Below are 12,474 nucleotides of genomic sequence, written 5' to 3'. Positions count from 1 at the left end.
TTCCTGTGGTCAGGCCGCGGCGTACGGCAGCGGCTCGGATGCCCCGGCAGCAGTCGTGAGGATGATCGGCGCGGAACCGGCGACCGCGGCCGGGATCGCGATGACCACGGCGTTGTCGTCGACCGGGCGGATCTCGTCGACCTCGATGCCGTCGATCGTCGCGGAGATGGTGCCGAGGAGGTTGTAGCCGCGGACGACGATCAGGTCACCGGGGGCCTGACCCGCGGGGGACGCGGACTCGAGGATCGCTGCGCCGTCGCCGGTGATCGGGGAGATGATGCGCTCCACGACGCCGTCGTTCGTGAGGGTGAATGTCCAGCCGCCCTTGTCGGCGTACCCGGTGTTGAGGTCCGCGACAGCGACGGAGAACTTGCCCTCGAAGGCGGGCAGGCGGGGGTCGAGCGCGTCGAACCACTGGAACTCGCGCTTGTTGTCCTCGCCCTCGGCGTAGGCCGCGTTGAGCAGGTCGACGAGCCACGCCTGCGCGGCGACGAGCTGCTTCGTCTGCGGGTCGCGGACGCCCTCGACGGAGAACGACGGCGCGAAGTTGTAGCCGATGATGTCCTGCGACTGGCGGCCCTTCGTGCCGTACACCTCGCGCTGCACGGTGATCGGTGTCGGGTTGCCGGCCAGGTTGTTGATGTCGCCGGCGACGTTGATGAACACGCCGGCGACCTTCATGCGGAGGATCTTCTGGTGAGCGAGCGCGAGGGACCCCGCCGAGGGGACCGTCGTGTCGTAGAGGGTGTGATCGACCATGGGTCGTCTCCTTCGGTGGGTGGGTGCCGGGAGCTCCGGCGGCTCTACGGGCGGCGCCCGCGGAAGTAGTAGGTCGAGACCGCGGCGGAGCGGCCTTGCGAGTCGGGTTCGTGGTCGTCGCCGGAGAACTCCCACGCCCACGAGATGCCAAGAACCGCGGGCGTGTATTCCTTCTGGTCGAGGACGGCCCGGAGGTCCGCGGCCCAGTTGCGAGCGACGAGGACTGAGCCCTTCCGTCGCGTGTAGATCTGCGTCCGGTAGGTCATGTCGGCTCGGCCGTCGGGGATGGGACGGAGCGGCGTGAGGAGGGTGAACTCGTCGATGAGCGGCATAACGCCGTCGAGACGGATGCCGCGAGGCGGAATCACACCAGTGGTCGCGTAGACAGCGAGGCCGCGATCGTTGAGGAGCTGCGCGAGCGCGCGATTCAGGATGATCTCCGGTGCGTCAGCCATCGGACACCCCCATGCGGCGTGCAGTCTCGGCCCAGATCGCCTCAGAGCGCGCCGAGGGAGGGGACACGCGGTTGAACCACTCTGGGGAGCCCATACGGTCGGGGTCGATGGGAATGAAGCACTCGATGTCGTCGGCTGGGTCCCACATCGGGACGCCGCTGTCAGCCACCGCGGACCTCCTTGGCGATGATCGCGCCGAGCTCGCTCTTGTTCTCGACCATCGCCGTCTCGACCCACTTGCCTTGGGCGTTCGGGTTCGCGTCCGTCGAGAAGTCATACTCGGGGTGCTCGTGCAGACGGGCCGCCTGGGGGGCGTCCACGACGACCTGCGCGCCCTCGGTGGGGTTCGTGGCCGGCTCGACGTGGTGCGCGGCGCGCAGGTTGCCCTGATCCATGGGGGATAGGTCCACGGCGAGGGCGACGCCGCGCTCGGCGGCCTTGTTCTCACCGGCGACGAGCCGCTGCAGGATCTGCTCCGTGACGGTGCCGAAGTTGTTCGTCATCGAAACGTCTGCGCGAACACCCATGGCGGCCTCCTACTCGAGGTACAGCTCGACGTGGTTCGGGGTGCGGGCGTTGTACATGCCAAGGGCGGAGTCGATGACCTCAGACGTGCGCTCGCGGGGCGTGCCCGCGAAGACGGTGACGCGGGTCCGCGGCGGGTAGTCGTGCTCGGGGAGCAGCACGACCGTCGTGCGGGACACGATCTCCTGACCGGCAGACGGTGACGTCGCACGGCGGTCGACCTTGAGTGACGTCTTCTGCTCCGCGTACGCCGGGACGTTCGGGATCGGGTCGCCCCAAATGTCGCCCTCGGGGCCATCACCCACGAACGGGGTGACCGTCACCCGCTGCGGGAGGTGCTTCTTCCTCAGCCGAGGCATCAGTCCTCCTACGAGTGGTAGACGGCCGCCCTGAGGAGGCCCGCGTTCGCGAGGATGTCGATCGCCCGTTCGCCGATGCGGCTGACGAGCTTGTCGTGCCCGGTGCGGGCGTCGTTGTTCGATGAGGTGGTGCCGAGGGAGACCGAGAGTATCTTCACCGCGCCGGCGGACGCATCGACGCCGAGCGGGTCGTCGGTGCCGGCGGGCGACCAGTACTCGACGATCGCGCACGTCGCCTCAGCGAAAGCCTCGGTCCCGTCGGCGTCGGTGGGGTACCCGTCGTCGTCCACGTCGTAGCGGGCGAGGCGGGTCAGCTTCTCGACCTCGATGGAAGCCGATCGGAGTCGCTTCTCGAGCACGTCGGGGTCGCCGTCCCAGTCCTCCTCGGCATACTTCGTGTAGTCCGTGGGGGTGGCGTATACGCGCTGGGGCATGTCAGCCCTCGAGTGCCGGCATGGTGAAGCTGCCGTCGCCGTTGTCGACGCTGCCCGGAATCGGATCCGCGGGCAGCGCGGCAACGAGATCGACGAGCTCGCTGTGCGATGCCTTCGCCGGCACGTCCGCATCTTCCGGGAGCATCCCGCGTAGCTCGGCGCGGGTGAGCTTCTCGAGGTCGACGATGGGCTCGCCGATCGACTCCTGGAAGGGTGCCTCGATCTCGGGGTCCGCGGTGATCGTGTAGCCGTGCTGCAGCAGCGCACGCTCACGCTCGGGGTGCAACGACTCGACGATCGCGACGCCGTCGATGAACTCGACGCCCAGGTCGCGCTGACGGCCGAGCTGGGGGCGGGGGTGGTTGATGCGCATGATGGCCTCCTCAGCCGGTGGTGTGTTCGTGCTGGTCGACACGGCAGGATTCGAACCTGCGCCGTGGCTCTGCCTGCTGAGCTACGTGTCGGTGGTGCTCCCCGCACGACCGGAGCCGTGCGGGGAGCGGTGACGTCACTTGACCGGCAGGTCTGCCTGGTCCTTGACGGTCTTGTCCTTGGGGTCGGTGCTGTCGTTGACGAGCGCCTCTCCCTCGGGGGTGGTGACTCCCTTGTAGGGGGTGCCGCCGGGCTGGATCGCAGCCCAGATCTGGTCCTTCGTCTTCACGTCGGACTCGATGGTGATGCCGCGGTCCTTCGCGTATGCGAGGAGCTGCTTCACCGTCCACTTGTCGGACGGGTCGCCGAGCGGGTACTCCCGATCTGCGTCCTCGTCGACGTGGCCGGCGACCTCGTAGCCGTGACGCTCGAAGTAGGAGATCGCGCTCTCGTCGTCGGTGTGACCGACGCCGTTGCTGAACGCGACACCCACGACGATCCCGTCGAAGCCCTCGACGGGCGTCTTGATGGTCTTCTTCGCCATGATCCAGATCTCCTTACTGGACTCGGACGTTGCGGAGGACCGCAGCGGCCTTGGTGGACTTGAGGGCGACGGCGACGGGGCCGAGCTCCACCTCGCCCTTTTTCACGGCACCAGCGGTGGTGAAATCGGGGAGCCACGTCTGCACGAGCTGGCCGCCCGCGGTCGAGACGCCGTGGAACCCGTCCATGCCGATGCGGACCGCGTAGAGGTCCGTCAGGCCCGTGGTGGACACGGTCGCGACGGTGCGGGTCTCGATCGGGATGATCGGGTCGTTGGATCCGGCCTTCGCGCCCGGGTCCATGAAGACGATGTCGCCGTACTGCTCGCGAACGATCGGGCGGCCGTTGGGGCCGGCGAGGTTCTCGAGCGGGGAACGGACGTACATGTCTGCGCGGCGGGCGGCCGCGCGGATCTTGGCGAGTGCCTTCGCGTTGCCGAAGATCACGGTCGGCGCGCCGTCGAGGGATGACAGGAACTCGTCGATGACGTCGAGCGCGGCGTGCTGGGAGTCCGCCGTGGCGAAGCTGCGCCAGTCGGTGACGACTCCGGCGTTGATCTCGGTCGTCGAGCCGGTGAGGGCCTTGTCGAGACCGTCGAAGCCGTTCGCCTCGACCGCGGTGTCACCGTTGATCACGGCGTCCTGGAACTTCGTGACCGTGCTCTTCACGGTCTGCCGAAGGTTCAGGGCGACGGAACCGCTGGCGGCGGGGCCGATCTTGGCGAGGACACGGTCGACCTCGAACGATCCACCGAGCGGGGCGAGCGTGACGCTGACCTTCGTGGTGGTGACGTGCTCGGGCGTGTACTCGGTGTTGTAGGCGCGGAACGCTGCGGAGCGCTGCGTGGCCAGACGGCGGTAGCCGTAGTCCAGCGTTGCGCCTCCGCCGACGGGGTTCACCGCGTCGTCGAAGATCAGTTCGTCGAGGATCGCGGACTCCTTGCGGAACTCGTCGATCACCGCGACGTCGAGGTCTTCGACAGCGTTGCTCTTCGCCTCATTGAGGGTGACGGGCATGATTCATCTCCCTTCCGGGGAGCTAGCCACCGAGGCGCGCTTTCACGGCGCCTTCGATGGTCGGGGTGGTGGTGGGTGCAGCGCCGCCTTGATGCCCGCCACCGCTTGTGCCGGGGAGGGACGGTCCTGCCTTGAACGCCGAGTTCCTCTCGAGCGCGTCGGTGATCGCCTTGTCGACGGCCGCGGGGTCCGCGAGGTCGACAGCGGCGAAAGCTGTGGTGAACTCCTTCGAGTCCAGGAGAGCGGCGGCCTTCGCTCCGAGCTCGCCGGCGCGGAGGATGACCGTGTTCTCACGGCGAAGCTGATCGCGCTCCGCGGCGAGGGTGGTGTTCTCCTGCGCGCGCTCGGCGGCCAGTGTCTCTGCCGCTTCCTTCGCCTCGCGGTGCGTGCGCGCCTCGCCTCGCAGCTCGCGCACGTACTCGTCGGGATCTCCGCGGTACTGAACCGGGGCCACAGGTGCGGGAGCGGGCGCTGGCGCTGCGGGAGCCGCCGGGGCAGGTGCAGACACGGCGGGGGCGGCGGGGGCCGCGGGGGCGGGGGCGGGTGCTGCGGGTGCCGGTGCGACCGGGGACGCGGGCGCTGCGGCGGGCGGTGCGCCAGCGGGGTCGTCGGCGAAGCGGATGCCGCGCAGCTCGAACTGCGTCGGGCCGATCTGCGCCATGCCGTCGCGGTTGATCGCGACCGGGTGGCGGTACTTCGTGGGTGTTGCCATGGTGAGCCTCCTGCTCATCGGTGACCTCGACGCCCTGCGCGTGAGGAGAAAGACCGTGCCGTCGCTGTGCAGGGCCAACGACGGCACGGGGCATGAGGGCGAGCGCTCCACTAGGTTGAACTCGTGGATTATTCGGGGTGGGCCGCGCTAGCCGCGGGCGCGGTTTCGGCGGCAGTAGCGGTGTTTGCGTTCGTCAGCGGAGCGCGCGGCGGGACGCATCCGTCGACGGTGCAGCCGGTCACTCTCGATCAGAAGCTGGATCAACTTCGGCGCGCGGCAGCAGACCTGCGCGATATGGCCGCCGACGTAACTGCTGAGGCGGAGGCTCAGACAGTCATCGCCGAGACGGCGGCCGCGACTGCCGCGAAAAACCAAGAGCTCGCGAGCTTGACAGAAGGACAAGCGAAAGCGGTCGCGGCGATCCTCGATGAGGGCGCAGAGGGCCGACAGCGAGACAGCAAGAAGACGACGATCATCTGGGCAATCGTGTCGATCGTGGCTTCCAACATTGCGTCGGTGTTCCTGACGCTGTTCTTCTCGAGATGATCCCGGCGGGGGCAGGTCTGCCTAGCGCCGAAAGGTGGACGCAGTGATGAGCAGCCTTCGCGGGGAGCAGCACATGGAACCGATGCCGCGTTGACCCCTGCCGGGATGGTCTATGAGCGCCCGTCGGCGAAGTGCAGCTGTTCGCGGTAGGACTGGCGCTTCCGGCCGGTCCTACGTGCGAACTCGCGTAGCTCGGCCTGAGCGTCGGTGACATCGCGGGCGGCCTTCCGGCGCTCGATGTCGTCCATCGCTGTCGCTTCGCGGCGCTTCGCAGCGCGCACCTCGCGCTCGAGCTCCCGGTGCCGTGCTCGTTCCTTCTCGGCCGCCTCGTTGTACTCGAAGTCGGCCTGAGGGACGGACAGCCCGGGGAGGTAGACGGTGAGACGGTCGCGACAGTTGGGGTGACCCCACCCGGCGGCGCGTGCTTCCTCGACGGTGCCGTGGATCGTGATCGTGACCTCGCGGTCCTGCGTCGCGTGGGGGAGGACGATCGTGCCGGTGCTGCCGTCGGTGGAGAGGATCTTCCCGATCCACGGCGCGCACGCCCGGCACGCGTCGTACCCGCCCTGCACGGTGACAAGGTTTTGGCCCGCCTGCTGCATCCGCCACACACCGGCGTCGTTCCATGCGCGGGCGGTTGCGGTGCGGCCTGCCATTTCGGCGTACGCGCCGATCGTCCAGCGGCGGTCGGACTTGTCGACGAACCCGGTGATGCCGCGGTCGAGGAAACGCTGCACGGCCTGCCGCTGGTTGAGGACGTAGTTCTCGGCGCCGAGCAGCACGCGGGGTGCGGTCTCGGAGATCACCCGCTGGTAGACGTCTTGCGGGAAGCGGAGGATGCGCTGCTCGAGCGCTTCGAGTCGGGACGATAGGTCGAGGGTGAGCGCGCCGACAGCCTGCACTGACGAGCCGGGGAACACGCGACCGGGGATGCGGCGTGCGAGCTGCAGACGGGCCGCGGCTGCAGCCTCGCCTTCCTTCGCGGCGATGTCGATCAGCCACTCCGCGAGATCCTGCTCGCGGAGGTCGCGGACCACCTGGCGTGCGAGGCCCTGCAGGTCGCGGTACGCGCGCGCCCGCTCAATTGACAGCTCCTGCGAGATCCGCATCCGTGCGACCACGTCCGCAGCCTGGGCGTCAGCCTCCAGCATGATGATGCGGCGTGCACGGCGAGCGATCTCGGCGAGCATCACGTTCTCGGCGTCCGTGAACCGTTCCGCGAGCTCCCAGCCGAGGAGCTCGAGCAACTCATCAGCGGGGATTCCGTCGACGTCGGGCACATATGCGGCCACGATGCCCCCTTACGCTCTCCGTATGGAGCGAATCGAGATACACACGACCACCTCGGGTGCCGAAGAGCTCGCATACGTCACCGCGACTCTGTATGTCGATGACGGCGAGAACCTCGATCAGCAGGTATCCGAGTTGGAGGGCGATCTGTTCCGCGACCGCACGCTCTACGTCGGGTCCATCAGCACGCAGCCCGCTCTGCGTGGTCAGGGCTTCGCGACTCGATTGCTGGTCCACGCCATCGAGGTAGTCGGCGCGCGCACTGTGCAAGCGCACATTGTCAACGGCGAGGCCGATGCAGTCTTCGCGAAGGCACGAGCGCTAACGACTGACGTCGAGTTCGATCTCCCCTGATTCGGCTGCCGGGTCGGTGCCGTCGAAGGTGGCCGGGTCGGGGGACAGCCCACGCTCGGCGCGGATCGCCTTCACCTCAGGGTCGATCTTGTCGTCATCCCAATCGGGATTGGCACGTCGCACCTTCTGCTCGAGCGAGATCGCCGAAGCTGTCTCAAGGAGCGTCAGGGTGCGGGCGAGCTTCTCCGGGTCTTCCTGTGACACGTCGGGGAAGATCACGGATGGCTGGTCGTACCGGCCGCCGCCCTTTCCGGGGAACACGAGCCCGTCGATCTCGAGCGCCACGGATGCGGCACGAGAGATCGCGACCCGCTCCTGCAGGATCTTCTTGTCCCGCGTGCGCTCAGACGCCTTGTCCTTCGCGTCGACCTCCGTCGCGGTCTGCTGGCGCTCACCGGCGTAGTCGCCCCACGCCGACTGGGAGAACCCGGCCTTGCGGAGGATCTCCCGGTAGATGCCGAACGCCGTCTTCTCGTGCTCCTCGACGCGGATATCGAACTGCACCTTGTCGAACGCCATCTCGCCCGGCTTGCCAGGCATGTTCAGGCCAGCGAAGACTTCTCGGCCAGAGTCGAACGATGCACCCTGCCCGATGAGCCCGACATCGAGGGCTGCCTCGGGGACGAGGATCTTGCCGGCGCCGAGACGCAGGTCGCGCATCCACGAGGAGAATGTCTCGTCGAGCCAGTCGAACAGCGAGTGCAGCTGCGCGAAGTCGGAGCGTCCCGTCGAAGCGAGAACGCCCTTCTTACGCCAGGCCGCGGTCGGCATGTTCTTGTTGTAGACAGCGGTGAGGCGGTCAATGCCCGTAAGGATGCGGGAGTCCGCGTCGACGAGAGCGGCGTACGTCTCTGTCTCGGGGATCTCGGCCAGCGGCACGCGGCGGCCGAGGTTGTTCTCGGAGCCAGCGAAGAGCGCGTGTTCGATCGCACCGACGACGTGGTGCTCGAGGTGACGGTAGTAGACCGAGCCCTTCACGTACTCGGACCACATCGTGCACTCGACGAGACGCCCCATGCGGAACGTGGGAATGATGACGTCGGCCGCGGACGGCTCCAGCCAGACGTGATCGGCGACTTCCGTGTCCCAGCGGGTGACGAGCGCGACAGCGCCGAGAGCGGACTTGAGCTCGCCCATCTGGTTGAACGTCGCGTGCGCTTCGTCACCGTTTGCGATCAGGTCGAGGCGCGTCTGCGCCTTCCCGTCGCGGCGGAGCTTCGTCTCCCCGGGCGACTCGAGGCGCACCTCGGGCGGCTCAGCGAACACGAGATTCGATGCGAGCGCGGCGAGGTCCGCCGGGGCGGGGACGTGGAGGCGTGCACGGTTCTCGTTCGCTGGCACCGGGCGACCCCAGAACATGCGGGACGCGGCACCGACGAGACCACCATGCATCTGCTGCCCGTGGCGGACATGCGTTGAACGGGTCGCGCCCTCACGTCCGTACATCTTCGCGAGGGCGGCGGTGTCGCCCGTGTACCACGCGTCGTTCTCCGCGAACGACTTGTATGCGAAGTCCCACGGAGCGGGAAGCCAGGGGGTGTTCGGTTCGGGGATCGGCATGGCTCCCCTTCCGGTTGCATCAGGCGGCGAGCTGGGGCCGCCAGTAGTTCTCGGTCGAGTGGGTGATGTACCGGCCACCGTCGAGCGAGTGGTCGTCTTCCTTCACGACGACGTCCTCGCCGGCGTCGGTCGCTTTCGCGTCCCACCGGTACTCGGTGACCTCGGCGTTCCAGCCCTCGCAGCGATCGGTGACGATCATGTCGTCGTTGTCGAGGAGGTTCGCGATCGTCTTGATGCCCGGGAGGACATCGTTAACGGCAGGCCAGGGGGAGAGCCCGGTACCTCGGAGGTCCTGTTGCATCTGCATGTGCATGGATGCAGCGGCGGGGTCGAGCATGAGGAACCGTGGTGCGATGGTCAACGGGTACGGTGTGTGATCCTTCGGGAGCCATTCGCGGAACCGCTGCGACAGGGCGGCATCCGTGAGGCGGACGTCGCCGTGATCCTTCGGGTTGTACCGCCACTCGTCCATCAGCACGAGGCGTGAGTGGGGGACTGTGTGCCCGTACCGGTCGACCTTCGTCTCATCGGTCACGCCGAGCATCAGAGCCGCGGTCGTGTTCGTCGTGCCGTAGTCCATCCCGATACCCATGACATCGCGCAGGCGGGGCATGTCGTCGAAGCGGATGACGTGACGGGCGGGATCCCACATTGGGTAGACGGCGCCCTCGGCGTTCGTCCACTCGCCCTTGATCATCCGGTCGTAGAACACTCCGGAGAAGGACCGTTCCATGTCGGCGATGTACTCGGCAGGCAGGTTCGGGTTGTCCTTCATGGTGAAATGGAAGCTGACGAGGTTCTTCGCGGCGCCGGGGACGATCCAGTTCTTGCGGATCCAATGGTTGCGGGATGCGGGGTTCATCGTCGCGAGGAGACGTGCGCCCTCGACGCGGAGTCGGGAGACGAGCATGTTCCAGAACGCTTCGGGCAGCAGCGCGGCCTCGTCGACGTACGCGAGAGCAATCGTCGAGCCCTGGATGCGGCCCACGGCCTCGGTGTTGTGTGCCCCGATGACCATGACCTCGCGGCCCAGGATCCGCGCCGACGACGCGCCGGGCGTGTAGTGGATCTGAGAGGCGATGACCGTGCCGAAGATCGCGGTGTTCTGGAACAGGACGAACACGTTCTGGTAAACGGTCGTCATCGTCCGCCCGACGATCACAATGATCCCCGTACGGGGGGCCATGCGAACAGCGAGCAGGAACGCCCACAGGCTGATCACGGTCTTCCCGGAGGACACAGCACCGAACCACAGCGCGAGCTTGAACTTCGTCGCATCGACGAGGGACAAGATCTGCGCGCGGGATGCCGACCGCTCGATCTCGTCAAGCCTCATTCGGCGTCTCGCCTCGGTATATGTCCGCTGCCGTCCGGAATCCCTCGGCGAGAGTGTCGAGGACCCCGACAGCCTGCTCAAGGCCAGTGTCCGACTTCTCCACGATGCGGGTGAGCTTGTCGAACGTGATGCCGGCAGTCGTGATGATGTTCCGCTTCACCTCGACAGGCGCCGCTGCGAGCAGATGCTCGTTGTAGTCGTTGTCCTTGCCGCCGAAGTTGTACACCAGGTACTCGCCGTCGATGTCGTCCAGCATCGCCTCGGACGCCGCGAGCATCTTTTTCGCCAGACGGATACGACCAGCAGCGAGATCGACCTGGCGTGCCTCGGTCGCCCGTTTCGTCTCTGACCGGTCAAAGTCGCGATCGGCGGCGCGGCAGATGTTTGTGACGGAGCCGGCGCTGATGCCGACGCGGCGGGCGATTTCGTTGCGTGCGAGTCCTTGGGCGTGGAGTGCGAGGACTTGGGCCTTCTGGTCGTCGGAGATCGCCATGGTGGTTCACCTCGACTCGGGCCTCTTGCCCTGTGCGGGATGCGTCGATCGGACGCGGTCTGGTTGGGACGGCACTACGATTCAGGCATGACGAACGCGGAGTGGCGGCGAGAGCTCGAGAGTGCCGCGCGGAAGCAGAGGCGGGCGCTCGCGGTGTACGACCGTCTGCACATTCCAGTGGTCTGGCTCCGAAGTGTCGTCATTCTGGGGGCTTGTGCGTTCATCGCTGCGGTCATATCCGGGCAGGACTTTGTCGCCGAGGTCGCGGGGGCGCTGGGGGATTCAGCGGTCCTGGTTCCGGTGGGGCTGGCCGTGTGGCTCGCACTCGAGATTTGGATGGGGGTCGCGAAGCACCAGAGCGGCGCTGACGAATAGGGCGGTCAAGCTCATCGCGCAGGTTCGTCCTCGACGCGCGAGCCTTTACTGGCTACCTCATCGTGCGCAGCCTGTACGCGTTCGCGGTTGGCGCCTGGCCTGGCCGCTGTGGTTCTGGGATGCTGTGGGTGTCTCGTGCGCGGGCGCCTGACGGAGAGGATCACATGTCGGACATGACTGCGGTGCGGTTCGCGCAGGAGCGGCTCGATGCCGCGTCGCATGAGGCGTCGCGGTGTGCGTCGTATCTGGCGGAGATGATCGGGCGCGGTGCGCAGGACTCGAGCACGTTCGATGACGTGGTCGAGCAGTTAGATGCGGCTCAGCGGGCGGTAGAGCGCTGGCGGGCTGTGCGGGACGCTGCGGCGATCTCTCGGCCGATACCGTACGTGGGTCCGGCGACGGTGCGCTCTGAAGAGCCGCCGCTCGGGGCGTTCTGACGCAAGTGCAGAGTGTCGGCGGCAGCTTCTATGCTGACCGCTACCCGTGCGCAGGGCTCGGGGAATAGAAGGGCGGGAGCACATGGCAAGTTCGCAGGAGGCGCAGAACGCGATCCTTGACTCGGTGAAGAAGCTGGCCGACGAGGCCGCAGAGCGGGGTGGTGTTGCAGGAACCACAATGCTTCGGGATGCGGCATATGCCTATCGCGCCGTGATCGGTGGTCAGCAGCCTGGCGGGATCTTCGTAGACGGGAAGTGACCGAATGTGCGAAGCCCCGGCGTCCCCTCTCGAGGTGCCGGGGCTTCGCTCTGAGATGCTGTGGGGATGGAAGCAGCTGGATTGTGGATCGCGCTCGTTGCCGCATGCGCAACCCTCGCGGGTGCGGTGTTCACGTATGTGCAGGCGAGGGCGGCTACAGACACTCTGCGCGATGCTCGCGACGCGCGTGATGAGGCTCGCGAGGCGAGGGATGAGTCCGCGCGTCTCGCGGGTGAGGCGAATACCGCGTTTATCCGTCAGGCGGAGGCACAGGAGGAAGCGAATCGGATCAAGCGTGAGGAGATGACTCCAAAGGATTGGTCAGCCGGCGAGGTGGGCGAGTCGAAGTATCGGGTCTCGAACTCGTCGGGCGAGGCGCTTCTTGTGAGTGAGTTTGACGTCACCCCGGACGCCACGGCGAACCTGCTGACGATTGAGTCGAGCCATCAGGACGGCCGGTACGAGTACGGCGACACCTTCACGTTCTACGTGGCGCAGATCTGGGGACCATCCCCAGAGAAGCTCACCATCCGGTATCGCCGCGAATCTGACCCTGAAGACGACCAGCGCATCTTCCACATCTCGCTGTGACGATCGAAGCCCCAGTGTCCCCCGTGAGGCCGGGGCTTCGGTCTGGGCGGGAACCAGC

General features: G+C 67.0%; 19 protein-coding genes and 1 tRNA gene. 6 read left to right on the top strand and 14 right to left on the bottom strand.

Annotated elements, in window-relative coordinates; genetic code table 11:
* Positions 1 to 9: 9 nt before the first annotated feature.
* From G4G29_RS14720 to G4G29_RS14675, 10 genes are all read right to left on the bottom strand, one after another.
* The gene (locus tag G4G29_RS14720) at positions 10 to 759 is read right to left on the bottom strand and encodes a hypothetical protein (RefSeq protein WP_183150634.1); all 750 of its coding nucleotides are present in this window, start codon (positions 757 to 759) and stop codon (positions 10 to 12) included.
* A gap of 44 nt (positions 760 to 803) precedes the next feature.
* On the bottom strand, positions 804 to 1,214 hold the full coding sequence (locus G4G29_RS14715) for a hypothetical protein (RefSeq protein ID WP_183150633.1): 411 nt from the start codon (positions 1,212 to 1,214) through the stop codon (positions 804 to 806).
* Positions 1,215 to 1,375: 161 nt separating this feature from the next.
* Positions 1,376 to 1,741, bottom strand: a complete 366-nt coding sequence (locus tag G4G29_RS14710) for a hypothetical protein (RefSeq protein ID WP_183150632.1) — start codon at positions 1,739 to 1,741, stop codon at positions 1,376 to 1,378.
* Positions 1,742 to 1,750: 9 nt separating this feature from the next.
* Positions 1,751 to 2,098, bottom strand: coding sequence for a hypothetical protein (locus G4G29_RS14705; protein WP_183150631.1), 348 nt, complete (start codon positions 2,096 to 2,098; stop codon positions 1,751 to 1,753).
* 8 nt (positions 2,099 to 2,106) lie between these two features.
* Positions 2,107 to 2,532: a hypothetical protein gene (locus G4G29_RS14700; RefSeq protein WP_183150630.1), complete on the bottom strand. Its 426-nt coding sequence runs from the start codon at positions 2,530 to 2,532 to the stop codon at positions 2,107 to 2,109.
* Between the two features lies 1 nt (position 2,533).
* On the bottom strand, positions 2,534 to 2,947 hold the full coding sequence (locus G4G29_RS14695; RefSeq protein ID WP_210274181.1) for a hypothetical protein: 414 nt from the start codon (positions 2,945 to 2,947) through the stop codon (positions 2,534 to 2,536).
* Positions 2,938 to 2,996 (bottom strand) — tRNA-OTHER (locus tag G4G29_RS14690). Before G4G29_RS14690 ends, G4G29_RS14695 begins: the two co-directional genes overlap by 10 nt.
* A gap of 44 nt (positions 2,997 to 3,040) precedes the next feature.
* A complete protein-coding gene (locus G4G29_RS14685; protein ID WP_183150628.1) occupies positions 3,041 to 3,448 on the bottom strand; it encodes a hypothetical protein in 408 nt (135 codons plus the stop codon).
* Between the two features lie 13 nt (positions 3,449 to 3,461).
* Positions 3,462 to 4,463 (bottom strand): major capsid protein, encoded by a 1,002-nt coding sequence (locus tag G4G29_RS14680; RefSeq protein ID WP_183150627.1) that lies wholly within the window; start codon positions 4,461 to 4,463, stop codon positions 3,462 to 3,464.
* A gap of 22 nt (positions 4,464 to 4,485) precedes the next feature.
* Entirely contained in the window at positions 4,486 to 5,175 is a 690-nt protein-coding gene (locus tag G4G29_RS14675) for a hypothetical protein (RefSeq protein ID WP_183150626.1), read from the bottom strand.
* Positions 5,176 to 5,298: 123 nt separating this feature from the next.
* Here G4G29_RS14675 and G4G29_RS14670 point away from each other — a divergent pair, with 123 nt between their 5' ends.
* Positions 5,299 to 5,721, top strand: a complete 423-nt coding sequence (locus G4G29_RS14670; protein WP_183150625.1) for a hypothetical protein — start codon at positions 5,299 to 5,301, stop codon at positions 5,719 to 5,721.
* A gap of 110 nt (positions 5,722 to 5,831) precedes the next feature.
* Here G4G29_RS14670 and G4G29_RS14665 read toward each other — a convergent pair whose 3' ends face one another.
* A complete protein-coding gene (locus G4G29_RS14665) occupies positions 5,832 to 7,013 on the bottom strand; it encodes a phage minor capsid protein (protein ID WP_183150624.1) in 1,182 nt (393 codons plus the stop codon).
* A gap of 22 nt (positions 7,014 to 7,035) precedes the next feature.
* On the opposite strand from G4G29_RS14665, the gene G4G29_RS14660 reads away from it, so the two are divergent.
* The gene (locus tag G4G29_RS14660; protein WP_183150623.1) at positions 7,036 to 7,365 is read left to right on the top strand and encodes a GNAT family N-acetyltransferase; all 330 of its coding nucleotides are present in this window, start codon (positions 7,036 to 7,038) and stop codon (positions 7,363 to 7,365) included.
* Here G4G29_RS14660 and G4G29_RS14655 read toward each other — a convergent pair.
* From G4G29_RS14655 to G4G29_RS14645, 3 genes are read right to left on the bottom strand one after another with little or no spacing between them, the layout of a single operon-like run.
* Positions 7,333 to 8,925 (bottom strand): hypothetical protein, encoded by a 1,593-nt coding sequence (locus tag G4G29_RS14655; RefSeq protein ID WP_183150622.1) that lies wholly within the window; start codon positions 8,923 to 8,925, stop codon positions 7,333 to 7,335. The genes G4G29_RS14660 and G4G29_RS14655 overlap by 33 nt on opposite strands.
* A gap of 19 nt (positions 8,926 to 8,944) precedes the next feature.
* Positions 8,945 to 10,261, bottom strand: coding sequence for a PBSX family phage terminase large subunit (locus G4G29_RS14650; RefSeq protein ID WP_183150621.1), 1,317 nt, complete (start codon positions 10,259 to 10,261; stop codon positions 8,945 to 8,947).
* Entirely contained in the window at positions 10,251 to 10,754 is a 504-nt protein-coding gene (locus G4G29_RS14645) for a hypothetical protein (RefSeq protein ID WP_183150620.1), read from the bottom strand. The genes G4G29_RS14650 and G4G29_RS14645 overlap by 11 nt, the downstream gene beginning before the upstream one ends.
* Positions 10,755 to 10,841: 87 nt before the next feature.
* Here G4G29_RS14645 and G4G29_RS14640 point away from each other — a divergent pair, with 87 nt between their 5' ends.
* The 4 genes from G4G29_RS14640 to G4G29_RS14625 all read left to right on the top strand — a co-directional run bounded on the left by G4G29_RS14640 (position 10,842) and on the right by G4G29_RS14625 (position 12,416).
* On the top strand, positions 10,842 to 11,129 hold the full coding sequence (locus G4G29_RS14640; protein WP_183150619.1) for a hypothetical protein: 288 nt from the start codon (positions 10,842 to 10,844) through the stop codon (positions 11,127 to 11,129).
* 164 nt (positions 11,130 to 11,293) lie between these two features.
* Positions 11,294 to 11,566 (top strand): hypothetical protein, encoded by a 273-nt coding sequence (locus G4G29_RS14635; protein WP_183150618.1) that lies wholly within the window; start codon positions 11,294 to 11,296, stop codon positions 11,564 to 11,566.
* A gap of 82 nt (positions 11,567 to 11,648) precedes the next feature.
* Positions 11,649 to 11,825 carry a hypothetical protein gene (locus tag G4G29_RS14630; protein ID WP_183150617.1) on the top strand — a complete coding sequence of 59 codons (177 nt, stop codon included), beginning with the start codon at positions 11,649 to 11,651 and terminating at the stop codon, positions 11,823 to 11,825.
* An 81-nt stretch (positions 11,826 to 11,906) separates the two neighbouring features.
* Positions 11,907 to 12,416: a hypothetical protein gene (locus G4G29_RS14625; protein WP_183150616.1), complete on the top strand. Its 510-nt coding sequence runs from the start codon at positions 11,907 to 11,909 to the stop codon at positions 12,414 to 12,416.
* Positions 12,417 to 12,474 lie beyond the last annotated feature (58 nt).

The organism is Microbacterium sp. Se63.02b (genome assembly GCF_014171575.1).
Classification (GTDB): domain Bacteria; phylum Actinomycetota; class Actinomycetes; order Actinomycetales; family Microbacteriaceae; genus Microbacterium.
Note: the sequence above shows the minus strand (reverse complement) of the source record. Positions and strands in the feature narration are given on the sequence as shown.

What these genes read in the sequence shown, in the direction of transcription:
- G4G29_RS14720 (WP_183150634.1), bottom strand. Translation starts at nt 759, where the DNA reads ATGGTCGATCACACCCTCTACGACACGACGGTCCCCTCGGCGGGGTCC.
- G4G29_RS14715 (WP_183150633.1), bottom strand. Translation starts at nt 1,214, where the DNA reads ATGGCTGACGCACCGGAGATCATCCTGAATCGCGCGCTCGCGCAGCTC.
- G4G29_RS14710 (WP_183150632.1), bottom strand. Translation starts at nt 1,741, where the DNA reads ATGGGTGTTCGCGCAGACGTTTCGATGACGAACAACTTCGGCACCGTC.
- G4G29_RS14705 (WP_183150631.1), bottom strand. Translation starts at nt 2,098, where the DNA reads ATGCCTCGGCTGAGGAAGAAGCACCTCCCGCAGCGGGTGACGGTCACC.
- G4G29_RS14700 (WP_183150630.1), bottom strand. Translation starts at nt 2,532, where the DNA reads ATGCCCCAGCGCGTATACGCCACCCCCACGGACTACACGAAGTATGCC.
- G4G29_RS14685 (WP_183150628.1), bottom strand. Translation starts at nt 3,448, where the DNA reads ATGGCGAAGAAGACCATCAAGACGCCCGTCGAGGGCTTCGACGGGATC.
- G4G29_RS14680 (WP_183150627.1), bottom strand. Translation starts at nt 4,463, where the DNA reads ATGCCCGTCACCCTCAATGAGGCGAAGAGCAACGCTGTCGAAGACCTC.
- G4G29_RS14675 (WP_183150626.1), bottom strand. Translation starts at nt 5,175, where the DNA reads ATGGCAACACCCACGAAGTACCGCCACCCGGTCGCGATCAACCGCGAC.
- G4G29_RS14660 (WP_183150623.1), top strand. Translation starts at nt 7,036, where the DNA reads ATGGAGCGAATCGAGATACACACGACCACCTCGGGTGCCGAAGAGCTC.
- G4G29_RS14655 (WP_183150622.1), bottom strand. Translation starts at nt 8,925, where the DNA reads ATGCCGATCCCCGAACCGAACACCCCCTGGCTTCCCGCTCCGTGGGAC.
- G4G29_RS14650 (WP_183150621.1), bottom strand. Translation starts at nt 10,261, where the DNA reads ATGAGGCTTGACGAGATCGAGCGGTCGGCATCCCGCGCGCAGATCTTG.
- G4G29_RS14645 (WP_183150620.1), bottom strand. Translation starts at nt 10,754, where the DNA reads ATGGCGATCTCCGACGACCAGAAGGCCCAAGTCCTCGCACTCCACGCC.
- G4G29_RS14640 (WP_183150619.1), top strand. Translation starts at nt 10,842, where the DNA reads ATGACGAACGCGGAGTGGCGGCGAGAGCTCGAGAGTGCCGCGCGGAAG.
- G4G29_RS14635 (WP_183150618.1), top strand. Translation starts at nt 11,294, where the DNA reads ATGTCGGACATGACTGCGGTGCGGTTCGCGCAGGAGCGGCTCGATGCC.
- G4G29_RS14630 (WP_183150617.1), top strand. Translation starts at nt 11,649, where the DNA reads ATGGCAAGTTCGCAGGAGGCGCAGAACGCGATCCTTGACTCGGTGAAG.